The 24,294-nt window shown below is 66.7% G+C and carries 26 protein-coding genes; 11 read left to right on the top strand and 15 right to left on the bottom strand.

Features of this window, described 5'->3' with window-relative positions; all coding sequences use genetic code 11:
- Positions 1-108: 108 nt before the first annotated feature.
- The 3 genes from L593_RS02155 (at position 109) to L593_RS02145 (ending at position 2,695) form a co-directional block, all read left to right on the top strand.
- Positions 109-1,182, top strand: coding sequence for a type II glyceraldehyde-3-phosphate dehydrogenase (locus tag L593_RS02155; protein ID WP_020445274.1), 1,074 nt, complete (start codon positions 109-111; stop codon positions 1,180-1,182).
- A gap of 205 nt (positions 1,183-1,387) precedes the next feature.
- Positions 1,388-2,227 (top strand): HalX domain-containing protein, encoded by an 840-nt coding sequence (locus tag L593_RS02150; RefSeq protein ID WP_020445273.1) that lies wholly within the window; start codon positions 1,388-1,390, stop codon positions 2,225-2,227.
- Positions 2,228-2,317: 90 nt separating this feature from the next.
- On the top strand, positions 2,318-2,695 hold the full coding sequence (locus L593_RS02145; RefSeq protein WP_020445272.1) for an Hsp20/alpha crystallin family protein: 378 nt from the start codon (positions 2,318-2,320) through the stop codon (positions 2,693-2,695).
- A gap of 220 nt (positions 2,696-2,915) precedes the next feature.
- On the opposite strand, the gene L593_RS02140 is transcribed toward L593_RS02145, so the two are convergent.
- On the bottom strand, positions 2,916-3,785 hold the full coding sequence (locus L593_RS02140) for a RimK family alpha-L-glutamate ligase (RefSeq protein WP_020445271.1): 870 nt from the start codon (positions 3,783-3,785) through the stop codon (positions 2,916-2,918).
- 331 nt (positions 3,786-4,116) lie between these two features.
- Between L593_RS02140 and L593_RS02135 the strand changes: the two genes are divergently transcribed.
- Both L593_RS02135 and L593_RS02130 read left to right on the top strand, forming a co-directional pair.
- Positions 4,117-4,614, top strand: a complete 498-nt coding sequence (locus L593_RS02135) for a halocyanin domain-containing protein (protein WP_049893780.1) — start codon at positions 4,117-4,119, stop codon at positions 4,612-4,614.
- Positions 4,615-4,716: 102 nt separating this feature from the next.
- Entirely contained in the window at positions 4,717-5,649 is a 933-nt protein-coding gene (locus tag L593_RS02130) for a thiamine-phosphate synthase family protein (RefSeq protein ID WP_020445269.1), read from the top strand.
- A gap of 27 nt (positions 5,650-5,676) precedes the next feature.
- Here L593_RS02130 and L593_RS16365 read toward each other — a convergent pair whose 3' ends face one another.
- The 4 genes from L593_RS16365 to L593_RS02110 form a co-directional block, all read right to left on the bottom strand.
- Entirely contained in the window at positions 5,677-5,808 is a 132-nt protein-coding gene (locus L593_RS16365) for a hypothetical protein (RefSeq protein ID WP_255347057.1), read from the bottom strand.
- A 307-nt stretch (positions 5,809-6,115) separates the two neighbouring features.
- On the bottom strand, positions 6,116-6,778 hold the full coding sequence (locus L593_RS02120; protein ID WP_049893779.1) for a hypothetical protein: 663 nt from the start codon (positions 6,776-6,778) through the stop codon (positions 6,116-6,118).
- On the bottom strand, positions 6,771-7,418 hold the full coding sequence (locus tag L593_RS02115) for a hypothetical protein (RefSeq protein WP_020445266.1): 648 nt from the start codon (positions 7,416-7,418) through the stop codon (positions 6,771-6,773). Before L593_RS02115 ends, L593_RS02120 begins: the two co-directional genes overlap by 8 nt.
- Positions 7,419-7,532: 114 nt before the next feature.
- Positions 7,533-8,576: a metal-dependent hydrolase gene (locus L593_RS02110; protein ID WP_020445265.1), complete on the bottom strand. Its 1,044-nt coding sequence runs from the start codon at positions 8,574-8,576 to the stop codon at positions 7,533-7,535.
- A 494-nt stretch (positions 8,577-9,070) separates the two neighbouring features.
- Between L593_RS02110 and L593_RS02105 the strand changes: the two genes are divergently transcribed.
- Entirely contained in the window at positions 9,071-9,919 is an 849-nt protein-coding gene (locus tag L593_RS02105) for a fructosamine kinase family protein (RefSeq protein WP_020445264.1), read from the top strand.
- A 229-nt stretch (positions 9,920-10,148) separates the two neighbouring features.
- On the opposite strand, the gene L593_RS02100 is transcribed toward L593_RS02105, so the two are convergent.
- Entirely contained in the window at positions 10,149-10,985 is an 837-nt protein-coding gene (locus tag L593_RS02100; RefSeq protein WP_020445263.1) for a bacteriorhodopsin, read from the bottom strand.
- Positions 10,986-11,397: 412 nt separating this feature from the next.
- On the opposite strand from L593_RS02100, the gene L593_RS02095 reads away from it, so the two are divergent.
- Entirely contained in the window at positions 11,398-12,933 is a 1,536-nt protein-coding gene (locus L593_RS02095) for a cryptochrome/photolyase family protein (RefSeq protein ID WP_020445262.1), read from the top strand.
- Between the two features lie 351 nt (positions 12,934-13,284).
- A complete protein-coding gene (locus L593_RS02090; RefSeq protein ID WP_020445260.1) occupies positions 13,285-13,770 on the top strand; it encodes a DUF456 domain-containing protein in 486 nt (161 codons plus the stop codon).
- Between the two features lie 78 nt (positions 13,771-13,848).
- Here the strand turns inward: L593_RS02090 and L593_RS02085 are convergent, their stop codons facing one another.
- The 5 genes from L593_RS02085 to L593_RS02065 form a co-directional block, all read right to left on the bottom strand.
- Positions 13,849-15,072 (bottom strand): FAD-dependent oxidoreductase, encoded by a 1,224-nt coding sequence (locus L593_RS02085; RefSeq protein WP_020445259.1) that lies wholly within the window; start codon positions 15,070-15,072, stop codon positions 13,849-13,851.
- Between the two features lie 109 nt (positions 15,073-15,181).
- Positions 15,182-15,559, bottom strand: coding sequence for a hypothetical protein (locus tag L593_RS02080; protein WP_020445258.1), 378 nt, complete (start codon positions 15,557-15,559; stop codon positions 15,182-15,184).
- A complete protein-coding gene (locus tag L593_RS02075) occupies positions 15,552-15,773 on the bottom strand; it encodes a hypothetical protein (protein ID WP_020445257.1) in 222 nt (73 codons plus the stop codon). Before L593_RS02075 ends, L593_RS02080 begins: the two co-directional genes overlap by 8 nt.
- A 210-nt stretch (positions 15,774-15,983) precedes the next feature.
- On the bottom strand, positions 15,984-16,826 hold the full coding sequence (gene heR, locus L593_RS02070; protein ID WP_187292631.1) for a heliorhodopsin HeR: 843 nt from the start codon (positions 16,824-16,826) through the stop codon (positions 15,984-15,986).
- Positions 16,827-16,939: 113 nt separating this feature from the next.
- The gene (locus L593_RS02065) at positions 16,940-18,127 is read right to left on the bottom strand and encodes a redox-regulated ATPase YchF (RefSeq protein ID WP_020445255.1); all 1,188 of its coding nucleotides are present in this window, start codon (positions 18,125-18,127) and stop codon (positions 16,940-16,942) included.
- A 165-nt stretch (positions 18,128-18,292) separates the two neighbouring features.
- On the opposite strand from L593_RS02065, the gene L593_RS02060 reads away from it, so the two are divergent.
- A complete protein-coding gene (locus L593_RS02060; protein WP_049893774.1) occupies positions 18,293-19,399 on the top strand; it encodes a hypothetical protein in 1,107 nt (368 codons plus the stop codon).
- Positions 19,400-19,547: 148 nt separating this feature from the next.
- On the opposite strand, the gene L593_RS02055 is transcribed toward L593_RS02060, so the two are convergent.
- Together L593_RS02055 and L593_RS02050 are read right to left on the bottom strand one after the other, a co-directional pair.
- Positions 19,548-20,318: an SDR family NAD(P)-dependent oxidoreductase gene (locus L593_RS02055; protein ID WP_020445253.1), complete on the bottom strand. Its 771-nt coding sequence runs from the start codon at positions 20,316-20,318 to the stop codon at positions 19,548-19,550.
- A 118-nt stretch (positions 20,319-20,436) separates the two neighbouring features.
- The gene (locus L593_RS02050; RefSeq protein ID WP_020445252.1) at positions 20,437-21,192 is read right to left on the bottom strand and encodes an aldo/keto reductase; all 756 of its coding nucleotides are present in this window, start codon (positions 21,190-21,192) and stop codon (positions 20,437-20,439) included.
- Positions 21,193-21,311: 119 nt separating this feature from the next.
- Between L593_RS02050 and L593_RS02045 the strand changes: the two genes are divergently transcribed.
- Complete coding sequence (locus L593_RS02045; protein ID WP_020445251.1) at positions 21,312-22,259, top strand: hypothetical protein; 948 nt, start codon at positions 21,312-21,314, stop codon at positions 22,257-22,259.
- Between the two features lie 299 nt (positions 22,260-22,558).
- Here the strand turns inward: L593_RS02045 and L593_RS02040 are convergent, their stop codons facing one another.
- Positions 22,559-23,224, bottom strand: coding sequence for a helix-turn-helix domain-containing protein (locus L593_RS02040; protein ID WP_020445250.1), 666 nt, complete (start codon positions 23,222-23,224; stop codon positions 22,559-22,561).
- A 57-nt stretch (positions 23,225-23,281) separates the two neighbouring features.
- Positions 23,282-23,728 carry a DUF4112 domain-containing protein gene (locus L593_RS02035; protein ID WP_020445249.1) on the bottom strand — a complete coding sequence of 149 codons (447 nt, stop codon included), beginning with the start codon at positions 23,726-23,728 and terminating at the stop codon, positions 23,282-23,284.
- A 320-nt stretch (positions 23,729-24,048) separates the two neighbouring features.
- On the opposite strand from L593_RS02035, the gene L593_RS02030 reads away from it, so the two are divergent.
- A complete protein-coding gene (locus L593_RS02030) occupies positions 24,049-24,243 on the top strand; it encodes a cold-shock protein (RefSeq protein WP_020445248.1) in 195 nt (64 codons plus the stop codon).
- Positions 24,244-24,294 lie beyond the last annotated feature (51 nt).

Below are 24,294 nucleotides of genomic sequence, written 5' to 3'. Positions count from 1 at the left end.
GATCGTCAGCGACCGATCGCCACGCAGTCCTTCGGGTACTCTATTCCGAGTTCGAATCTATAATGATTTATAGGAATGTTTATCACGTCCGATGCCGCAGGGTCTGTCATGGTAGGTGTCGGCGTCAACGGCTACGGAACGATCGGCAAACGCGTCGCGGACGCGATCGCGGCCCAGCCCGACATGACCGTCGCCGGCGTCGCGAAGCGGTCGCCGGACGCCGGCGCGCGGAGCGCGTTGGCGAAAGGGTTCTCCCTCCACGCCCCGGCCGACCGAATGGATCGGTTTCGGGACGCCGGCGTTCCGACCGACGGCACCGTCGAAGACCTGATCGCCGCGAGTGACGTCGTAATCGACGCCACGCCGGGCGGCGTGGGCGAGCAGAACGCCCCGCTGTACGACGCTCACGACACGCCCGCGATCTTCCAGGGTGCGGAGGATCCCTCCGTCGCGGAGACGAGTTTCACTGCTCGCGCGAACTACGCCGACGCGGTTGGTGCCGACCGCGTCCGCGTCGTCTCCTGCAACACCACCGGCCTCTCGCGACTCCTCACGCCGATCGACGAGACCTGGGGAATCGAGCGAGTGCGGGTGACACTCGTTCGACGCGGCGGCGACCCCGCCCAGCCCGATCGCGGACCGATCGACGACATCCTCCCCGACCCGATCGAAGTGCCGTCCCACCACGGTCCCGACGTGCAGACCGTGCTTCCGGAACTCGACATCGACACGATGGGCGTGACGGTACCCGCCACGCGGATGCACCTCCACGCCGTGTCGATCACGCTGGAGGACGACCTCGACGGCGACCTCGCACCGGAAGCGATCCGCGACCGACTCGCTGGCCAGTCCCGCCTCTTTCTCGTGCCCGGCGACCTCGGCGTCGAGAGCTGTGGCGGACTCAAGGAGGTGGCGAAGGACGCCGGTCGTCCGCGCGGCGACGTCTGGGAGAACTGCATCTGGACGGACTCGATCGCCGTGTCTGACGGCGAACTCTACTGTTTCCAGGCGATTCACCAGGAAGCCGACGTGGTCCCCGAGAACGTCGACGCCGTCCGTGCGGTTGCGGGGCTGGCCGACGGGCCGCGGAGCCGCCGGCTGACCAACGACGCGCTCGGCCTCGAGGACAGCCCGGCCGCCGTCGACCACCCGGTTCGTGACGTCGGCACCGCGGACGATTGAACACCACGCTCCGGCGTGAAATCTTGGGCCGTTCGACGCTCGCGACCTGGCAGTGGATTTCGGTGAATGCCAGTCGAACTCGGCCCGCGTGAGCCGTTCGAGCACCAGGCACCGAGAGGAACGTCGCTGTCGAACGCCCGTCGGGATTCTGGCACGTGAGAATCGCCGCCGAACCCTTTTGGGGTGCCCGGAACAGTTTCTTCGCATGAGTTCTTCCCGTGGAGATGGAGGCTCGACTATCTCCGAAGAGTCCACGGGAACCGGGCAATCGGTCTCCGTTTCCCCGCCGACCGTCCTGATCGCCGACGGCCCCAATCGGGCGAAGCGATACGAGCAGTGGATTCAGGATCCGTTCCCGGTCCGACGAGCACGGTCCCCGGACGAAGCCCGTGACGAGATAACCAAGGACATCGGCGTCGCGATCGCCGGTGCCGGCGTCTCCGACGAGACGACACAGGAGCTTCTGGAACTCGTCACCGTCCGGAGCCCCTTCGCACGGGCGATCGTCGTGCAGGGAGACGACCAGCCGCCGATGCTCGAAGGGGCCGGCTACGACGTCTGTCTGTTCACCCCGGTGGAGAAAGGCGACCTGCGTCAGGCCGTCCACCAGCTCGCGCGTATCTCGACCTACGAGCGGGCCGTCTCGGCCTTTTTCGAGTACACGACGCACGCCGCGAGCATCCAGGTCGGGAAGAGCGAGGAGGAACTCGCCGATCACGAGACCTACCAGAAGATCCAGGCCAGGATCGAGCAGATCAAAGCCACCCTCGAGCGCATCCGTTCGTCGATGGACGAGGCCGACCGGCGCGTGCTGATGGAGTCGATCGAGTCCGACCCGGCCGCGGGGTTCAGCGAGCATCCCTCCTCTTCCGGCGGTCGGCATCCGGATCGTTGCAGCGAGTGCCACCTCGATTGGGGCACCAGGCACGGAGACGGCCTCGGCAAGGGCTACGATCAACTCGGCGCCTTCGTCTGGAAGTGCACGCGCTGTGGCGCTGTCCAACAGAGTGCGAGTGCGAGCCACCAGTGGGTCGCGCGCCGGTAGCGAATTCTGCGGCCCGCCGACAGTGGCGACGCGTGTGAAACCATTGCACTGTACAGAAGGCTTTTGCCGGGTGCGTGCTACCCCTCGCTCATGCGCCGCGACGACCGCGACGATCCCTTCGACGACATCTTCCGGGAGATCGAGCGGCTGATGGACGACGTCATGCACGGCGACGCCCCGACGATCGACGAGACTGGCTTCGGTGGCGACGCGCACGTAGACGTCCACGAGACCGACGAACTGGTTCGGGTCGTCGCGGATCTTCCAGGGGTCGAACGCGACGACCTCGCACTCCGCTGTGACGGCGAAGTGCTCACCCTCGACGTCGAGAGTGAGCACCGCCACCTCCAGGAGCGGATCACGCTCCCCGCGACCGTCGACGAGCACTCCGCGGACGCCTCCTTCAACAACGGGGTCCTCGAGGTCACGTTCGACCGGACCGACGATTCCGCGTCGATCAATCTCTAACGCCGGTTTCGGCCGCGTCGACGGCGCCACGTCGGTCAATTTCTCCCGATCGACTCCGCTCTCCCGACCGAGTCGACGCTGCTCGTCGATTCGCCACCGATCGAATCTCGTCTCTGCTCCCCGATACGACTCTGTTCGCCGATTCGCCACACGTCGAATATCGTCACTCGCCGTCGATTCGCTCGACAGGTTTCCGTTCGATCACATTCCGCTGCGAACGCTACTGCTCGTCAGCGGTGCGCTCGATCGCCGACGACAGTCGATCGTAGAAGTCGGGTTCGTACTTGCTCGCGTCGTCGATCGTCGGTCGGGCGTTGGTCTCGGAGACGAACGCGTCGTCTTCGGTGACCAGCAGGTCCACGCCGAGCAGGTCGATGCCGAGCAGCTGGGCGACGGCCTCCGCGAGCGAGCGTAGCTCCGGATCGAGGTCGATCCCGGTCGCCTCGGCGCCCCGATGGACGTTGTGTCGCCAGCCACCGGCTCGCTCGCGCTCGACGGCGCCGACGTACTCGCCCTCGATCGTCATCGCTCGGACGTCGCGGGCGTCGGGCACGAACGACTGGACGAGAAAGGACTTGTCGCCGGTCGCCGCGAAGTCGTGCACGAGGTCGAGGTAGTCAGCGACGCCGAGCGCGGAGTCGGCGTCGCCGACCTTCGCGACGCCGACGCCCCGCGTCGTCGAGGTCGGCTTGATCACGACGGGCGGTCCGACCTGCTCGACGGCCTCGCGGATCCGGTTCTCGTCGATCGGATTCGAGACGAGCACGGTCACGGGCACCGGCAGGCCGGCCGCGGCACATCGAGCGAGGACCTCGGCCTTGTTCCGGGAGGTCTGCACGTCGGCGTGGTCGACGAGCCACGGAATCTCGAGCATCGCGTCGGCGACCGCGCCCTCGACGTCCCGGGGTGGAAATACGTAGCCGACGTCGTGGTCGGCGGCCGCGAACGCGTTCTCTCTCGCGTCTGGTTCCGTCAGCCCGATCGTCCGCTCTTTCGTCTGGAGGTGGACGACCTCGATGCCTCGCGCTGCGAGTGGCTCCTCGAGCCGTTCGAACGTTTCGGCGTCCGTCGCGACGGCGAGGCGCAACACGTCACGATTGCTGGGGACGGGCGGCCAAATGGATTCCGCCCTCGGGTGGCGACGACGCGCGTGGTCCACGGGGGATCAGGTTCTGCCGGCGCCCCACGCGCCGTTTCCCTTCGCGGGGTTCGCGCTGGCGCTCGCTCACTGTTCGGTCCGCGGGTCTACCGTGGCTCGTGTCGTTCGTTCCCGTGGCGGTGCGGTGGCGGTTGCTCCCGTTCGCGCCGTGAGTCGCGGCGCCTGCTGGCGACCACGTCCGTCGCTCGTTCCCGGACCCCGGGAACGGACGAGACGGCTTTTACGTCGACGACAGTAAGCGGATTTCAGAGGAGACACCGACATGGACGCCGATCTACCTTCCACCCGGGCCGCGTCGTTCGACCGACGAACAGTGCTCGCAGCGACCGGGAGCGCCGTCGCCGCAGCACTCGCCGGCTGTCTCGGTGGGGGCGGTCCGAGCGCGACGAGTGACGACTGGGAGTACCTCGAGGACGGCCCCGACTACGGCGGCTGGTTCGACGACACGGGCAACTTCGAGGGAACCGTCGACTGGACTGGACGCGATTCGGTGACGATCGACGTCGGCGCCGGCGACGACGGCCGGCTGTTCGCGCCGCCGGCGGTGCGAGTCGACGCTGGAACGACGATCACCTGGGAGTGGTCCGGCGCCGGCGGTCCCCACAACGTCGTCGCCGAAGACGGCAGCTTCGACTCGGGAAGTTCCACCGCGAGCGGCGACGCGACCTACGAGTACACGCCCGAGTCGACGGGTACCTACCGGTACGTCTGCGTCCCACACGAGTCGATGGGGATGGTCGGCGCGGTCGACGTGGTCTGAGCCACGCTCGGTCACCTTTTCAGATTCTGTTCCCGTCGCAGTTCCAAGTCAGGCCAGTCCAGGACCCCCGCGCTTAGTAGGCGGGTCCCCGTAGCCGGCCCCATGTCGCTTCGGCTCCCCGAGGAGATCGTCGCCGAGCAGTTCGTCCCCACCGCACGGACGATGCTCGCCCGCGAACTCGACGAACGGGGACTCACCCAGCAGGCGATCGCCGACCGACTCGGGATCACGCAAGCTGCGGTGTCCAACCACCTCAACGGACAGGTCGACGTGGCCGCGCCGATCGCCGACGATCCGCGGATGGCTGCAACCGTCGAGGAGATCGCGGACGGGTTCGCAGAGGGGAGCATGGACGAGGTCGACGCGCTCGGGGAACTGGTCGCGCTCGTCCAGGCGTTCGAGGATCGCGGCCCGATCTGTGAACTGCACGAGCAGGCGATGCCCGCCCTGGAGGGGCTGGGCTGTGACCTCTGCGTCCGCGGCCGGGACGAGGCCGTCCAGGCCGAGCGAGACGCCCTGGCTGCCGTCCGGGAGGCGTCGCGACGCCTCGGCGCGAGCCAGGAGATGGTGACGATGGTGCCGAACGTCGGCACGAACGTCGCGACGGCGATTCCCGGCGCGACGGAGCCGACCGACGTCGCCGCAGTGCCCGGGCGCCTCATCCGGATGCGGGGACGGATCGAGGTCCCCGCCAATCCCGAGTTCGGCGCGTCCCGAAACGTCGCCACCGCGATCCTCGCCGCCACGACCGTCGATCCCGAGATGCGAGGCGCGATCAACCTCGCGCTCGACGAGGACCTCCTCGCGGCGGCCCGGGAACGTGGGATCGATCCGATCGAGTTCGACCCGGAGTACGAGAACCGTCGCGAGCGTCTCGTCTCGCTGTTCGAGGAGCGCGGCTCCGTCCCGAGACTCTGCTACCATCGCGGCGCCTTCGGCGTCGAACCCGTCTGCTACGTCTTCGGCGAGACGGCGGTCGAGGCGGTCGACCTCGCGATAGAACTCCGGAACGCCGTCGCTGGCCAGACTGGTTGAGTTCCCCCGACCGGGCCGATCGGGGGTTCACTCCGCGCCGTGGGAGCGACCGACGACGAGCGTGACGACGTGAGCGAACACGAGGAGACCGAACGCGCCGGCACGCCGTCGGGTATCGAGCCCGAACAGGAGGAGCGGAACGTACACGAAGGGGAGCATTGCAGCACACCAGAAAGCGATCGCGCGGAGCGGACCGCCGAAGGTTTCACTCGCACGGCGGGCAGAGAGAAGCAGCCGACTGCCTGGTGGAGGCGCCAGTTCGTCCTGGGAGTGATCGGGCGGACCGTTCGACATGGAGGGCGGGGGTCGAAGTACGATAGCCACGGGCAAATAGGTTAGTACTCCTCTGCGTGCTGAGGTGATTCAATTTGGTAGGTTCGAATACAAAGGACACCACCGGCATTCAGGTTGCATCCCTCGAATTGGCCGACTGGTTATCAGGTGGCAGTGCCGCGCCGCTCTCGGATCAGGTACCGTCGCGTCGCGCGAACTTCTCGCTCATCGCACTCGAGAGGTCGGTGAGGTAGATCCCACCCCAGATCGCGACGAGGATCCCTCCCATGGTGTTGAACGTCAGGTCCTTGAGGGTGTCCTCGACCCCGAACTGGGTGAGTACCGTCGCGGTCCCGATTTCGTCTGCGGCGACGGCGATCGCGAACTCGAGAAGCTCCCAGAGCACGCCGAACGCCAGCACGAAGATCAGGATGACGACGCTCGCGAAGCGCGGTGGCACGTAGACCTCCTCGGAGTGGATGTCGATTGCCCGGACGGTCGTGTATCCGGCGGCGGCCACGACCGACGCCGAGAGGGAGTGCGTCAGGTGATCCCACCACCAGAGCCCCTTGTAGAACGTCCAGCCCATGCCGGGGATCCCGACCGTGCCGACGGCGTGAAGGAAGGCTGCCGCGGAGATCCAGAGCGTCAGCCGTGGGTCCATCGGGAGCCCGTAATCCCGTTCGAGCACGGCGGGGAGTCGGAAAACCGCGAGCGCGACGGCTGTGTTCACGATGATTCCAGGACTGCCCCGTTCGACTCCCACGAAGAGGAGGCCGATCAGCGATATCTCCATGGCCCGCGTCGCCTGCTGCTGTCGTCGCTCCGACGGGAGCACGCGGGAGAGCCTAGACATCGTCGACCTCCCCGTCCGTCGTCGGGATCAGTTCGTCGCGGAGTTCCTCACGCAGCGATTCGGGAACTCGGTCGGTGGCGACGACGCGCCGCCGGAAGTAGGTCCGGAAGAGGAGCCCAGCACCGAGGCCGGCCAGTGATGCGTAGGTAAACTCGATCATCAGTTCGTCGTTGGTCATGTCGTAGGTCCGATCGAGGAAGATCGCGGCGTACCACTGGAGGAGTGCCCACGCGGCCGCGGCCGCCATCGTCGCCGCGACGACGAGCACGATCGCGAAACCCGGCGACATCCGGATGGACGTGAACGAGTCGAGTTCGACGACGATCACCAGCGCGACGGCGGCGATCGCGAAGTAGGTGAAGAGCGGTCCCGATAGCCGCTGTGCCCCGACTGCGATCCCGAGCAGCGGGAGCGAGGCCATCGCCAGCACTTCCCAGGGAAGCATGACGTACCGGGAGCGGAAGACGATCGGTGGTAGCACGGAGAGGACCACGATCACGAGGGCGAACACTGACCAGAGGACCCCAACGGTGACGACGACGCCGATCCAGGTCGCTGCAGCGATCGCCACGAGGAACCAGGATGCGGCAGCGTTCCGCCGCCCCTCGTCGAGGAGATCCTCGAGCCCGACGTTCGACATGGAGTCCGGTAAGCGCGTAGCCCATATTAACGCTGTGTGACTACGTCGAAGCCCAGCGGTCCGTCGAGTGGCGACGGAAAGCCAGCCAAGGCTATCGCGCCTGGTATCCGCCGCTCAGAGTGCGAGATAGACCACGGCGTAGCTGACCAGCGCGACGGCAATCCCCGCCAGCGCCGTGAACGTCGTCCGGAGTGCGGCCTCGGGGTCACCGACGAAGCGGTGGTAGAGGTTCCGGAGCGAGTAGGGGCTCCGCGGAGAGCGTCGGAGTCCGCCGAGGACGACGCCGACGGTCAGGATCGAGAACACGAAGTGATAGGAGAGATTGATCGTCGGCGGCACCATCACGACTGCGCCGGCGCCGTAGAGCACGCCCGCTGCCGCGCGGCGATCGACGAGCCGGATCGGATCGAGATCGGCGGCTCTCGCCAGGACGATCGCGGCGATCGTCACGGCGGCGAGTTCGATCGCGAACGCGCCGAGCAGGTGGAGCGTCGGGTCGCCACTCAGCAGGACTCGCTCGGAGATGAGCTGGACGTCGAAGGGGTAGAGGAGCGCCGGCGGCTCGCCGGTCACCAGGTCGCCCCACGGGTGCGAGGCGATCCCCGCGACGGCGGCGATTCCGATCTCGACCGGTGAGAGTCCGAGGTAGATCCGGGAGGCGGTCGCGATCGCGAGACCAGCGAGCACGAACGCGGTCATCACGAAGCCGCCGACGAAGCCGCTCGCGAGCACCGCCGCCGTGACGAGCACGCTCAATCCTGCGAGCGCGAGGGCAACGCTCACGAGGGTGTGCCGGTCGAATCCGTCGGTCCCGGACGCGTCGTCGGTGCTCCAGCCCAGCGGGTCGGCACCGCGGGATCGTCGCAGGGTCCAGAGACCGAACGCCGGGCCGGCGACCGCCGCCGCGACCAACGAGTGCGTCATCGAGCGGTGGATGCCGTGTGCGGAGCCCCAGAACTCGCCCGGCTGGATCCGCGTCCCGACGACGAGTTCGCTGGGCTCTATGGCGACGACTGTCCAGAGCATATCGACGTCGGGCGCGGCGGCGAAGAGCCCGGTCGCGATCCCGATCGCGAACGCGCGGTGGGTCGGCCAGCCTCGCCACTCGGCGACCAGCACCGCGAGGGCGAACGCCAGGAGTGCGTGGCCGATGAACAATGTAACGTCACTTTAGCCGTCGACGCGCATAAGCATCGCGGGCGATGCTGTACCGTGGTACCACTGCACGGGGGAGTCTGCAATCTGTCCGGTGAGCGAGGTAGGAACGCGTTACTGCGGTGAAGTCGTGGCACGGATCGGTCGGGGCAGTTCGGGCAAGGTTCGGGTTTCACAACTGGGATCGTTTTCATTGGACAGCGTGCGGACCAGCGACCGGCTGTGGGCAGTGCCGGAGTGAGGGCCTCGGATCGGCTGACGGTGCGTTCTTGAGGTGTGGTTCCCAACTCACGCGTGGCCGATGACGACGGCACCGATTCCGAGCCGGTCTCGGCAACCGGCGATGAGGAGCCCTATGAGTGCCGAGGCCGACCATTTCTCGCGGCAGATGGCCGAGTGCTGCGACGTCGACTCCGACTCGGGCCACGAACAGATGCTTCCGACCGGCACACGGCTCTGCAGCCCGAGTGGTTATGTGTGCGGCCTGACAGCGTGAGATGGTGAACGACACGACCGCTGGGGAGGTCGCCGGTTGGGCCGATTCCCGGATAACGGCCGTAATCGAACTCGACGGCGGAGAAGTCGGGAGCGTCCATCGCGTCGACCTCGCCGACGACAGACGCGTCGTGGTCAAGACCGCTGATACCGACCTGCGGACGGAAGCGAAGATGCTCGCTCACCTGCGCTCGGAGGGTGGCCTTCGCGTCCCCGACGTCTACCACGTAACCCCGGACCTGCTGGTGATGGAGTTCGTTGCGGGAGAATCGACGGTAACGCCAGCCGTCGAACGCGACCTGGCCGACCGACTTGCCGCCCTGCACGCCACTGAAGCCGACCAGTTCGGTTTCCCCTTCGACACGCTGACCGGTGCGTACCGCCAGCCCAACCCTTGGACGGACGGCTGGGCGACGTTCTTCGGCGACGAACGGCTCGGGTACGCGGCGAGTCGCGCCCGCGAGGACGGTGAGCTGCCGCCCGACCTCGCCGAGCGAATCGACGACCTCGCCGCAGACCTTCCCGCACTTCTGGACCACGACCCTACGCCATCGCTCGTCCACGGCGACGTCTGGTCCGCGAATGTGCTGACCGGCGGCGAATCAGTTCAGGTGTTCCTCGACCCGGCGTGTTACTACGCCGACCCCGAGGTCGAACTGGCGTATGCCGAGTGGACAGAGGTGGCTGGCGACGCCTTTTTCGAGCGGTACCGCGAGCGCGCGGGCGCCGATTCGGGCTACGACGACCGAAAACACGTCTACCAACTCTACCCGTTGGTTACGCACGTTCGGCACTTCGGTGAAGCGTATCTGGAGCCCTTGGAAGCGACGCTCGACACGCTGGGGTACTGAGTAGCCGGGTACCGCATCGGCGTCGGCACGGGTCGGCCTGTCGACGCTGGTCGCGAGAGCCGAAGGGATCGGGAGACCGACGATCTGGAGCCGGTCCGGAGTGCGTACGTCCACGGCGTCCGGGAGTCCCCGATCAGTTTCCGTCCGGACCTGAACACGGACTGGAGGCGTGCTAGGGCCCTCGAAACGAAGGAATCTCGACGCTGCGCGCGGCATCGGAGCCCGACGGTCAGTCCTGTGTCGCCGAGACGTCACCGCGGGCCCCACTGAGCGGGCCGCCCGCCACCGTCTCCTCGTTGCTGGCCACCCAGCTGAGGAGCAGGTACGCGAAGCCGTACTTCGCTCCGATGTCGAGCAGCGAGTAGCCCCATGAGGTGAGCGCCGTCGAGTCGACGAGCGCGAGTCCCTCGACACCAAGCGCCCAGACGACCGGGTAGCCGATCCACAGCACCACAGTCACGGTACGCAGCGTGTCGAATATCTCGTCCGTACCGGCACCCTCCGCCGAGTCGGGCCACCGGGCAAGGAGCGCGTATAGCACCACGAGGAAGAACGCAGCACTGACGCCAAAGAAGGCCCACCTGAAGCCGTACGAAGAGACAGTCAGGGCTGCGGCGAGGCCGGTCACGCACATCGCAATGTCGGCTGCAATCACGGCAGCCAGGTCCACCGTGTCGGCATCTGCCAGCAGTCCCAGTGCGAGCAGGATGAGCGGCGTCGAGAGCGTCCAGGTGAGGTAGCGGCCCCACTGGACGAGCACCTGTTCGCCGGCGAGTGTGTGCCCGGCCGGCATCTGGAGGAAACCGGCCGTTAGCCCTGATATCAGGCCGAGATAGCTCGACAGCGACACCAGCGGGATGAAGATCGTCGCCGCGAAGATGAGACGGGTACGCCGGCTTTGCACGTCGCGGGCCATGTAGAGGAACAGCAATACCGAGAGCCCGGCCAGTGCAACGTTGATCCACAGCGATGCGCTCAACAGGAGGTTGTCCCGGATGTGATCCAGCACTTCACGCTGGCCGAGTTGCAGCGGGAGCAGCGTCGCCTTCGATAGCGACGAGATCATACCGACCGAAGTGGCCGGACGGGGGAAGTAAGTGACATTCTACCGACGGTCCAAGCGCGGTGGACGAGCGGGTCACCGACGACCGGCCCGCTGTGGGTGGTGATAGGTGTCTGGAGACGGTCCCGAGTCGTTTCGTCGAGTGTGGCCGAGGTTCGTTCCATACACTACAGGGATGTGACGAACAGTAACAACGGGCCGGGAGCAACGTGAACACCCGTCGATTACCAAACTTCGACCGTGACGAACTGAGCGATTCCCGTGGAGCCGAAAAACGCATTCACTGTGGATAGATTGTGAGTCGTGAGTTCCGAGGACACCGATTACCGACGCACGCGCCTCGGGAGTCACCTCACGAATCCGGCCGCCGACGCAGTCCAATCTATAACAGCGCTCGGCGTCTAGTTGCGGACGGATGACCGTCCTCGTTCTCGGCGATCAGTTGACCCGGGCGGTCGGGCCGCTCGCCGATCGAACGCCTGGAGATCGGGTGCTGCTGATCGAATCCCGGGCGCTCGGCCGGCGACTGCCCTACCATCCCCACAAGCTCGTGCTCCTCTACAGCGCGATGCGGCACTTCCGCGACGAACTCGGTGATGCCGGCTTCGACGTCGAGTATCGAAAGGTCGACACGTTCGAGGATGGGTTGGACGAGCACTTCGACGAGCATCCCGGCGACGATCTGGTCATGATGGCACCGGCCAACCACGGTGCGGCGGCCCACCTCGACGACCTGGTGACGAGTCGCGGTGGAACGCTCGAGGTCGTGGCAAACGAACTGTTCCTGTGCTTTGCAGAGGAGTTCGACGACTGGGCCGACCCAGACCAGACGCGATTTCGCCACGAGTCGTTCTACCGGTTCGTGCGGCGAGAGACCGGGTACCTTATGGACGGCGATGATCCGATCGGCGGCGAGTGGAACTACGACGCGGACAACCGCGAGACGCCGCCAGCGGGGTACCGACCGCCCGAACCACCCGTGTTCGAGCCGGATACGCTCACCCGCGAGGTCGTCGACTGGGTCGACGAGACCTTCACCGGTGGGTACGACGAGCGACCGTTCGGGACGGACTGGGCCGATCCGGAGCCGTTCCGGTGGCCGGTGACCAGAGACGCGAGTCTGCGAGCCCTCGAATCATTCGTCGACGAGCGGCTCCCGCAGTTCGGGCCCTACCAGGACGCGATGGTCGCCGACGAGTTCGCGATGCACCACTCGTTGCTGTCGGCGTCGTTGAACCTCGGGCTGCTCCATCCTCGCGAGGTCGTCGAGCGCGCGATTCGTGCCTACGAAGCGGACGAGGCACCGCTCCAGAGCGTCGAAGGCTTCGTTCGGCAAGTCATCGGCTGGCGGGAGTTCGTGTGCCACGTGTACCGCCGCCGGATGCCGGCGCTGGCGACCGCGAATCAACTCGGGGCCGATCGGGACCTCCCCGACCTGTACTGGACCGGCGAGACCGAGATGGCCTGCCTGTCCGACGTCGTCGACGGCGTCCGGACTCGCGGGTACTCCCACCACATCGAGCGGCTGATGCTTCTCTCGAACTTCGCACTGCTCTACGGCGTCGAGCCGGCCCAGCTCGACCGGTGGTTCCGCGCAGCGTACGTCGACGCGTACGACTGGGTCACGACGCCCAACGTGGTCGGGATGGGCGTCTTCGGAACCGATGCCCTCTCGACGAAACCGTACGCCGCGTCGGCGAACTACGTCGATCGGATGAGCGACTACTGCGCGAACTGTCCGTACGACGAGTCGAAAACGACCGGTGCGAACGCCTGCCCGTTCAACGCGCTGTACTGGGCGTTTCTGGACCGCAACGAGAAACGGCTCCGGGACAACCATCGGATGGGGCTCGTCTACAGCCACCTGGACGGGAAGTCCGACGAGGAGCTGTCTCGGATCCGCGATCGGGCCCGAACCATCCGCCGCCGTGCCCGGGACGGGTCGCTCTGATCGAGAGTAGCGTACCGACCGCTGCGTTCGAAGAGTATCAGTCGGCGACGAACCCACGACCGAGTCTGTACAGGGCTCGAACCGCAAGCGACTCGTATCGAGCCGGCCGCCGATCGGCCCAGTCGCCCGATCGGGCGAACGATCCCGACACCGATCCGGCGTTGCAAAGGAACGTCGTCGTGCGGCGTGACGACGTCGGCACGCTGCACTCCTCGACCGAGTCGATCGGGACGCCGAGTGAGGCCGTTCGCGACGCACTCGACGCTGGTACGAACTCGACTCTCACCAGCTAGAGTGAGTTGGCCGGTCGAGAGAGCCACATTCACAAGTCACAGCCGCTACCGTAGACACGTGACGACGACACTCTGGCTCGCGCTCGCCGTCCTCCTGTTGCTCGTCGGCGTCGTCGGGTCTGTCACGCCGATGCTCCCGGGTCCACTGCTGTCCGTTGGTGGCGTGCTCCTGTACTGGTGGAGCACCGGTTACGGCGAGCCGGGCCTCGTCTTCGTGGTCGCAAGCGTCGTCCTCGGGGTCGGAACCGTGCTCCTCGACTGGCTCGCGAGCGCGGTCGCCTCGAAAGCCGGCGGTGCCTCGACCGCCAGTGCGGTCGTCGCAGCGATCGTCGGCACCCTCGCCTTCTTCGTCGCGGGACCGGTGGGCACCGTCCTCGGCATCGCCGTGGCCGTGTTCGCCACCGAGATCTACCTGCACGGTGACTTGCGGCAGGGATCGAAAGCGTCGCTCTACGCCACGATCGGGGTGCTCGGATCGGCAGTCGTACAGCTGTTCGTGACGGTCGCAATCTTGCTCGGGTTTCTCCTGGTGCTCCTCGTATAGCTGGACATCGTTGGGACACCTCGACCGGGGTGGATCATCTCGAACCGTGGTCGATCCGTTCAGGATCCGGTGATTCGTTCAGAATCCGCCGTGGACCACGTCCTCGTCGGTCGGCCCCTGGCCGTCGAACTCGGCGACGAACGCGTCGAGTCGGTCGGGGTCGTCCGCGCCAGGCAGCCGACGGTCCGCCGTCGTGCACTCGGCGTCGACGCCCAGGCGCTCACAGACGAGGTCGGTGGTGGCTTCCGCCATCTGGCGATAGGTCGTCAACTTACCGCCGACGACGCTGACGAGATTCTCGACGCCGTCCTCCGCGTGGTCGAGCCGGAAGAATCCACGAGAGATCCCACGGCCGCCCCGCTCGTCCTCGTCGGGCGCGTAGAGCGGGCGAACGCCCCACCAGGTGCGGACTTCGGGTGCGTCCACCACCGGCGGAAGCATCGCTGCACACTCTTCGTAGGTGCGTGCTACTTCCCACTCCTCGGTCGCGTAGTCGTCCGGATCCGTCACTGCGACGCTCGTCGTTCCGAGAACGACTTCCGAGTCGTGTGGCACGACGATGTCGCCGTCGTCGGGCTCGCGACAGCGGTTCAGCACGGGTCCGAGGTCGTCGTACTCGACCGACACCATCACTCCGCGCGTCGGGCGCATCTCGACCTCGAGATTCGCCATCGCGGCGATCCGGCCGGCCCACGCACCCGCGGCGTTCACGACGTACTCCGGGCCGATCCGTTCGTCGACGGAGCCGCCAAGTCGGACGGCCTCGATCCGTCCGTCCTCGACGGTCATGCCGTCGACCGGTGCGTCGAGTAGCATCGTCGCGCCGTGCTCGCGTGCGTCGGCTGCATTTGCGGCAACCAGCCGCGAGGGATACATCACGCCGTCGGGGACTTCCAGCGCGCGCACGACGTCGTCGGCGAGGTCGGGGACGCTCGCTCTGGCCTCGTCGGCGTCGAGGACCGTCCTTGGAATGCCGACCGACTCGCAGGCTTCGCGTTTGGCGTCGAAGTACGCCGGGTCGTCGTCGGCGAGTTGGACGAAGAGGCCGCCGGTGTCGCGGACGCACTCGCCGGCGACGTCCCGGAGAATGCGATTCTCCACGATGCACTCCTCGGCGCCGACCCGATCGGCCTCGGCGTAGCGTGCACCGCTGTGGAGCAGTCCGTGCGAACGGCCGGAGGTGCCGCTGCCGAGTCCGTCGCGGTCGACGAGCGTGACGTCGACACCCCGGAGTGCGAGGTCGCGCGCGATCCCGGCGCCGGTCGCACCGCCACCGACGACGAGTACTGTCGGCTGATCCATACGCGTATTCCTGTAGCGGAGCCATCTCCGTCGCGCTTGACTCGGTACCTATCGGCGCTGTCTCGGGCGTGATCGGGTCGCAGCGGCCACCGTTCGCTCTCGTGGACTGCTACCGAAGCAGGTCGGCGACGGCGTTCAGCGTCGCCCAGCCAGCGGACAGGATCCCGCCGAGCCTGATAGCTGCTGGAGCGACGCCGAGTTGCCTCGATAGGGGGCCGGCTCTCGTGCCAGCGCCCAGCGTGGCGATCGTCCGGTCCCTCGCTCGGATCTCCAGCGCGAGATCGGCCGCCGTCAACACGTCGTGGAACTCGCCACGCTGAGTCGTCGGGAAGCCGCGCGTCGCCCCGAGCGCCGAGGAGATCGAGGGGAACTCGAGGAAGAGCCGATCGCCAGTCGACCGCACTGGCACCTCGTTGTCCCCGAACGTCAACGTGAGGTCGCTCTCGACGTAGAGCGGCGCTCTGGCGACGAACGCTTCGTCAGTCACGCTCGCGGGTCGTGATCTTGAGGGTCCCGTCGAGCTCCCAGTGGGCGTGTTCGGCGTCCGCGCCCGTCTTGCTCGGCACCTCGACGGCCATGTCGTCGAACTCGTAGACGATCTCTGCGCCGCGGCCGGTGAGTCGGTCGTAGAGCCCGATCGCGAGTTCTGGCCACGATTCGGTCTCCTCGATTCGCTCGTCGCTGACTGACGATTCTGCCATGTGCTCACGTTCGACGGGGAGGGGAAAAACGGTAGTTACCGGCTGCCCCTCGTTGGTCCGGGTATCGCGACATCTTGCTTCGAATCGCTGGCGACGACCAGGCACGATTGTCGGCCGATGGATAGCGGCTACCCACCGGACTCGTCCGCTGACGCACCGACACTCGACGACGCTCGCTCGCGCGGGTCCCGCCGCCCGATCGATTCCGGGTCAGATGGGCGAATTGATCGTCCCGAAGTACACCTGCCACGCGAGGAGGGACTTCGCGACCAGACTGAGCAGGACGTACATCCGCTCACCGAAGAGGTACTCCTTCCAGCGCCACGTCTCGCGGTACTGGAGGACCATGTTCACCGCGAAGAGATTGAAGAAGACGAAGATCGAGACGTAGATGTAGATCACGAACTCCGGGAAGTCGCCGCCCGCAGCCAGCACCGTGCCGCCGAAGGTGATCGCGATCACGATCCAGGGCACGATCCCCGCGAGCACGCCGACCCAGTACGGCGTCCAGTCGATCCGCTCGCGATCCTCGTTGCGCTGTTCCATCAGCAGGCCACAGAGGTTCATCACCGCGGTGAGTCCGAAGAGCGCGAGCAACGCGCCGAGGTCCCAGATCCCCGAGAGCATGCCGATGACGACGATCATCACCGACGCGCTCACCGAGTACTCGTACCAGCGATAGGGGTTCATCCCTCGCTCGAGGTAGTGGACGTACTGCTCGTACCGGACGGTGGCGATCGTGGCGTGAGCGAGGGCGGAGAGGAAGAGGAAGCCGGCGACGAGCAGCGGGAGGGGTACCTCCGCCCAGTCCGCTGCGATCGGTGCGAGCGTCTCGGTCGCCTCGTCGAACTCGTAGCGCGTGTAGGTGACCGGCCAGTCGACGTAGTCGGCCAGCGCGAGCATCGCTGCACCCTGCACGAAGTGCAAGACGGCCATCACGGCGTTCCAGCGCCGCAAGCGTCGGTAGCGAGGTGCAGCGGTGAGCGGTCCGTCCCGTTCGGCCGACGATTGGCTCTCGCCCGGCGTCGTCGCTGTTGTCTCTCTGGAGGCCATGGACGTACTGCTACGGCGTCCAGGGTGGATTGGTAGGCTGGCTATATCGATCCAGATCCGCCGGAACTGCTGCGGCGATACCGCTCAGAAGTGTGCGATGCGGTGGAGGTCGGTCACTGATTCGTCGAGACGACTTCCACCACGTCGCGGTGGTCGAGCACGGCGTCGGCACTCACCTGCCGACTGTCCCGGCAGTCGATCGCGTGGAGGAAGCCGTCGCCGATGTCGGAGTGGAGGTGGTAGGCGAACTCTTCGGCGGTCGCGTCTGCGGGGAGGAGGAAGCAATCGCGGAAGGGTCCCTTCGTCCAGTTCCCGGAGTCCGTGCCCGGGAAGACGGCCTTGAGGTCGAGGACGTCGAACGCGGCGGTCTCGAGTGCCTGCTGGACGCCGGTGCCGTCGAAGGACTCGACGAACTCGCGGATCTGTTCGAGTCCGGCTTCCTGGTCCGCCGGCAGGTCTGCGGTGATCTCGAAGTGGTCCTCGCCGGGCGTGTAGTCGACGGCGCCCTGCTCCTTGGCGGACTTGAGTGCCTTCTCGGCGTGTGCGGAGACGGGCACGAACTCCAGGTGGTCGTAGTCGGGATCGGTGGTGATCGCTTCCCAGTTCTCCTGTGCGGCCGCCGTGTCCATCTTGTTCGCCGCGACGACCATCGGCTTCGTTCGCTTGCGGATCTCCCGGGCGAGTTCCTCCTTCTCCTCGTCGTCCCACGAAAGCGGCGCGACCTCGAGCCCCAGCGCGAGGATCACCTGCTTGACCTCGGCCGCGACGATGCCGAAGGCCGAGAGCTGTTCGGCGAGGACCGCTTCGGGGTCGGGATCGGCCATGTGCTTGCTCTCGTACCGCTCGATGCCCTTCTCGAGGATGTCGAGGTACCAGGCGTCGAGTTCCGCCTCGAGGAAGTCCACGTCGTCGCGGGGGTCGTGGCCCTCCGTTGGCTCGCCTTCGAGGTCCGTCGTCCCCGAAAAGTCGACGACGTGGACGAGCACGTCGGTCTCGTTGAGGTCCGTGAGGAACTGGTTCCCGAGGCCCTTGCCCTCGTGCGCGCCGGGGACGAGTCCGGCGACGTCGACGAGTTTCACGGGGACGAAGCGGGTGCCGTCCTCACAGGCGCCGACGGAGGGCTGGCAGGATTCCTCGAATTCGGGGGCGGCGCAGGGCGTCCTGACGTAGGCTTCGCCGATGCTGGGGTCGATGGTCGTGAACGGGTACGCGCCCTCGGGCACGTCGTTCATCGTCGCGGCGTTGAACAGCGTCGACTTGCCCACCGAGGGCTTGCCGACGAGTCCGATCCGGTAGCTCATTGGCGAATGGACTCGACGGTGGCAAAAACGGGTTGCTATCGACCACGCCTCTGTGACGTGGTCCCAGGCCGCACTGGTGGCCCCGACACCGGCTGCGAAATCCCGATTCTCGTCCGGATGCTGGTCGGATCAAACGATTTGCCGCTGGCTCCCGAAGCCCTGGGCATGGTCCCCGAGCAGAACGACTATCGCGGCACCGAGCGGGCGGCCGGCCTGACTACCGGCATCGAGACCGCCAGCCTCAACGACGCCGTCGAGATGGTCCATCACCCCGTCATCCACGCGGAGGGACGATCGACCCACATCATGGCGGTCCAGTTCGACCCGCTCGAGTCCGAGTCCCTCGGCATCATGCGCTGCATCGAGAGCCGCGAGGGAAGCGTGAACGTGCCAGGCTACGTCGACAGGAGCGTCCTCCGGCTGGTCGAGCCGACCTCGCCGTTCACCGCCGAGACCGGTGACACCATCGAGATCCTCGGCAGCGAGGAGGTCGTCTGGGGATTACCCGAGTACCGCACGCACGACTTCCTCGGGTTCGAGGACCCGGTCTGCTGTCGCATTCCCGCAGACGGTCCGTTGCACCTCTACTGTACGATTCCCTTCTACGACGCAGCTCGCGGTACCGTCATGTACCTCGGCCACGCAATCGGTGAGGACCTCAGATCCCTCGAGATGACCGACCCCGTCCTCGGCCCCGTCGAGGACGTCCACGCCGGCGCGAAGGAGCCTGCGATCGCCCCGGAGTCCAGCGCGGGGCATCGGAAGAACCTCGTCGAGTCGGTCGACGTCGAGGACGGTACCAACTACTCGGTCGTCCGCATCGCGATCGCCGAGGAGCCGGGCAGCCCGTGGGAGTACGGCCCCATCGCCTTCCATCCCGCCGACGACGGCGACGACTGGTGCGGTGGTCACGCCTCGCCCGGGCCACTCCTCCCGCCATCCTTCGTCGACGCCGGCGACCGGAAGCGGGTCGGCATCCTCAACGGCCGCGAGGAGAACGTGATGGACGACGAGCGGACGCGCTACGGCACGTTCTCGATCGGGCTCATGATCTACGACTACGAGGACGGGACCGTCGAGTGGACCTCGCCCGAACCGCTCATCCGCGACCCCACCGCCCGGACGATCACCTTCGCGAGCGCCTTCCGTCAGATCGATCCCACCACGGGCATCGTGTACGCTCACGTCGACGACTCCTTCATCCGGGCCTACATCGTCGACGCAGAGTCCCTGACGTCGTACCTGCCTTCCTCGGTTGCGGCCTCCGTTTGAACTGACCCTGGACGGGGACCGCCGTCGACCGCTGGGTTCGCAGAGAGGGGCGGTAGACGGCGGATCTCGCGGTTTCGAGAGTGCCGCCCGACGTCGCGGCGTCCGAACGGGCGATCCAGGCCTGGCTGGACCCGCGCGTCGCGCGTCCTCAGCGGACGGTGTAGCCGCCGTCGATGACCACCGATTCGCCGGTCACGTAGCCCGACGCGTCGCTCGCGAGGTAGACCACGAGCGGTGCGATGTCGTCGGGTTCGGCGAACTCCTCGACGAGCATCTCGTCGCGCCAGGTCTCGACGACGTCCCCGTCGTGGACGATGTTGTCGGTGAAGACGTAGCCGGGATTGACGTTGTTCACGCGGACGCCGTCCTCGGCCCACTCCGAGGCGAGCTGGTTCTTGAACGCCTCCAGGCCGCCCTTCGAGGCCTGGTAGTCGACCTGGTGCTGGGGGTAGTTCGCGATGAACGCGGACATCGAGGAGACGTTGACGATCACGCCGCCGTCCTCGTTCTCGCGCATGACCTCGCCGACGTGCTTCGCGCAGCGGTACGCACCGGTGAGGTTCACGTCGATGGTGTGCTCCCACTCCTCGACCGACTTCTCCTCGACGGGATTGTGGTGGACGATGCCGGCGTTGTTGATCAGGACGTCGACGCCGCCGAAGCGCTCGACGGTCGCCTCGACCATGGCCTCGACGGCTGCCTCCTCGGTGACGTTCGTCTCCACGGCGAGGGTCTCTGCGTCGTAGTCGTCGGCGATTTCTGCGGCCGCTTCATCACCCGCTTCGCCGTCGCGGTTCGCGACGACGACGTTCGCGCCGACGTCGGCGAGCCCCTCCGCGATCGCTCTGCCGATGCCGCGGTTACCGCCGGTCACGATCGCCGTCTTGCCGTCGAGTCGAAACTGCTCGAGAATGGACATGGGCGATCGGACGTACGGCGGTCCTTTACCGCTGGTGGTACCCCACCTCGATGGCAGGGAGTTCGGCGTCGGATCGACGCAGCCCGCTCTGGCGTAAGCGGGGTCGGAGCGGGCGGTCTTATTCGGGGTAGAGTTCGTGCTCGCGTTCGACGGCGTCGATGGCGGCAACGTCCTCGTCGGTCAGTTCCACGTCGAGCGCGGCCCGGTTCGCTTCGAGGTGCTCGCGGCTCGACGCTTTCGGGATCGGGTGGATTCCCTTCGCGAGGAGCCACGCCAGACTCGCCTGTTCGGGCGTGATCCCGTGGCGATCCGCGACCTCGACGATCGGTTCGACGGTGTCGACCTCGCCACCGGACAGCGGCGAGTAGGCCACCAGAGGGTAGTCGTGCTCGCGAGCGTGCTCGAGTCGGTCTTCGGGCTGGAAGAGCGGGTGATACTCGACCTGGTTTGCTGCGGGCGGTTCGCCGAGCACGTCTGCAAATCGGTCGAGGTCCCCGATCTCGAAGTTGCTGACGGCGATTCCGTCGATCAGGCCGTCATCCCGGAGCTCCGCCATCGCCGAGAGCGTGGACTCGGGATCGTACGCGCCCTTCGGACGGTGGACGTACAGCAGGTCGACCGAATCGAGGCCTAGCCGATCGAGGCTCTCCACAGTGCTCTCCCGAACCCGATCGAGCTGGTCGATCCAGAGCTTCGTCGCGACGAGGAGGTCGTCGCGGTCGACGCCAGCCTGGTCGATTCCTTCGCCGACGACGGCTTCGTTGTCGTAGATCTGTGCGGTGTCGAGGTGTCGGTACCCGAGGTCGATCGCGGTCGTGACGGCGTCGGGATCGTCGATGCCCATCGTCCCGAGGCCGAGTCGTGGGAAGTCCATACCGACGCCTCCGCTGCCAGTCGGATGGCTGTTCCGCTCGCGGCGAGCCCCGCTCGTTCACCCGATCCGCCCGTTCGGCCCCAAAACGGTACCCGTCCAGCGACCGTGAATTCGCATCCATGCGTACCCTCCGGCTGAACCCCTACGCGGACGTCGACTGGGACGCCGTCGAGCGGCACAAGGCCCAGCTTCACGCCCACACCGCTCACCCGCCGACGAACGGCCACAGCGGCAGGGACCCGCCCGAGACCGTCATCGACGACTACGCCGACGCTGGCTACTCCGTGCTCGCGTTGACCGGCCACGAGTACGCCATCGACGAACCCACGTGGCCCTGGACCGACTGGGATCGGAGCCCCGAGGACCTCGGGATGGTCGCGATCCGAGGCGCGGAACTCGGCGGCAGCGAGGAGGGACTCGATCGCGACCTGCTGAGCTACTTCTCCGGGCTCGCGGACACCTCGGGCATGACCGTCGCGGACGCCCTGCAGGAGATCGGGGATCGAGAGGGGCTCGCGGTCTTTCCTCACCCGGGCCGGTATCCCGAAACGGCCGAGTGGTACGTCGAGCACTTCCTGGCCAATCCACACCTCCTCGGCGTCGAGGTCGTCAACGCCGCCGACCGGTATCCGACGGATCGCGACGTCTGGGACGCCCTCCAGGAGCTGCTCGGCAACGAGCGCCCCGTCTGGGGATTCGCGAACGACGACTACCACGGACGGGACGCCGGCTACACCTTCGACGGCTCCCGAAACGTGTGCTACCTCGAGGAGCTAACGGAGGCATCGGTCCGCGAGGCGCTGGTCGAGGGCCGGTTCGTCTACCAGCACGTCGAGGTCGACGCGCCGCCGATCCTCGATTCGGTCGAGCACGACCCCGATCGCGGCGTCCTGTCGGTCGCGGCCCGCGGCTGGGAAGAGATCCAGTGGGCCTCCGACGGCGCCGTCGTCGAACGCGGTCCAGCACTGCACTACCGGGACGTCGACGGCGTCGGGGAGTACGTCCGCGCTCGGCTGGTCGCGCCGGGTGGGAGCGAGACGGGGACGCAGCCGTTCCTGCTCGAGTGAATCCAGACGCGAGCCGAGGCTGCCTTCACCAGTCGTCAGTGCCGATGCCTGCCGTTCACGGTCGTTGGGCATCTTCTCCCTCCGACTCGTCGGCCTGCGCCCGCTTCGCCCGTTCCCTCGCCGCGCTCGGCCTCGCGAGGAAGCGGGCGCCCTCGATGACGTCACGCAGGTCAGCGAGGCGTTCGCCCGCCAGGCGATCGCGTCCGACTGGCGCCCCAGCGAGCCGTCGCTCCCCACCGCTATCGAACCAGGCGGCCGCTCCCCGAAGGACCGTCGCCGTCCCCTTCCGTTTCGCTCGCTCAGACTCCTTCCTGGTTAGTCATCCCGATGAGCAGCGTATCTTCGAGCAGCGCACAGGTACCGCGCCGGAGCTGCTCGGAGAGCGCCTGGTGGGAGACCCCGAGGTCGTCTGCGAGTTCCTCGAGCGTGACCTCGCGGGGTACCTCGTAGTAGCCAGCCTTCGCCGCGGCAGTGAGGGCCTCGTGCTGAGCGTCGGTGAGGCCGAACCGCCCGGCCGGCTCGCCGTCCATCTCGCGGATCGACTCGACGTCGAAGGTCATCCCGTGTTCGTCCGCGAACTCGTGGGTCGTCGAGAAGTGATCACGATTCGGATAGAGCACGCGGAGCTGCCAGCGGCCGTCCCGCCCGTAGGCGTCGAGAACCGTCGCACCGCCGTTCGTGAGCATGTGCAGGAGGAGCCGGACGTGGTCGATCCACTGCATCTCGTAGAGGTGTTCGTCGTCGAAGCTCGAGAGTCGGTTCACCGCTTCGACGGTGGGGTCTGCCGCGAGCGCGTCTTCGACTGCCTCGGCGTCGTCTGCTCGCACCCACAGCAGGGGCATGATCGAGTGCTCGCCGCTCCTGACGATCCGCTCGCACTCGAATTCGGCTGCCGGGACCGTCTCAAGCGTGTGAGAGAGGGCGAACTCCGTTGCAGGGACCGTGCCTCGGATGATCGTCGCCACAGTGCTACTACTCTCTCCCAACGTATGAATCACACTCCCCTGCCTGGTTGACGAGGCTCAGGAGGCGTCGATGTGCCGTTCGAGCGCACGCACGTTCCACGCGTTGGCCTTCCAGACCGCGTCGAACACCGTGCCGACGACCGGAATCGATCCGATCGCGAAGTCGGTGGCGACCAGCGCGAGCATCTTCGCGAGCGTTCGTTTCGGCGCGTCGAGGCGGAGGGCCTCCAGAATGGGGTACAGCGAGATCGCCGCCGAGACCGCGTCGCCGTAGCCCGAGATGACGCCGAGCAGTGGATCGAGGCCGACACAGTAGTCCGTGCCCGGCACGCGGACGGCCTCGTCGAGCAGGTTGCTCACCACGCGGGTGCGGCGGAGGGCGGCGGCCTCGTCCGGCGTCGCCGTGATCGTGCCGTCCGCCGCCTCGACGGCTATCTCCACCGCGGCCTCCTGGGCGGCCTGCTCGCCGTCGCTCGTGACGTCCGCTGCCGATTGGGGGACCATAGGCTGGCTTCGAGACCGCGGCCGATAGGCCGCCGCCCTGCGAGTGCCGGGTAAGAGGTCTCACGACGAGCGATCGCCTCCCCGTCGTACTCACTGGCCTGGAGTACGTCCGACGCACCGTCGCGCCGCCGTGGAACTGCCGAATCAGCCGTTCCGCCCCCGCTTCCCGACGAACCGGGCACGGTACGCGCCGAACGGTCGACACACGTGGTCATTTATCCACCAATCTGGGTTTGATTCGGATACACGTCTGTGAAACGCTGTCATTGGAAAACAGATACGGAACCCTTATCCCCCGAACGGGCTTCGGATAGGATGCAATGGCAAACGGTAAGGTTGACTTCTTCAACGACACTGGCGGCTACGGCTTCATCGAGACTGACGACGCGGACGACGACGTGTTCTTCCACATGGAGGACGTTGGCGGCGAGGATCTCACTGAAGGTACCGAGCTCGAGTTCGACATCGAACAGGCCCCCAAGGGCCCCCGCGCGACCAACGTCGTCCGACAGTAACACGACACGGTAGCGTCGTCTCTCGACGACGTCTGCGCGTTTTTCAACATC

This window comes from Salinarchaeum sp. Harcht-Bsk1, assembly GCF_000403645.1.
In the GTDB taxonomy this organism is placed as follows: Archaea; Halobacteriota; Halobacteria; order Halobacteriales; family Salinarchaeaceae; genus Salinarchaeum.
Note: the sequence above shows the minus strand (reverse complement) of the source record. Positions and strands in the feature narration are given on the sequence as shown.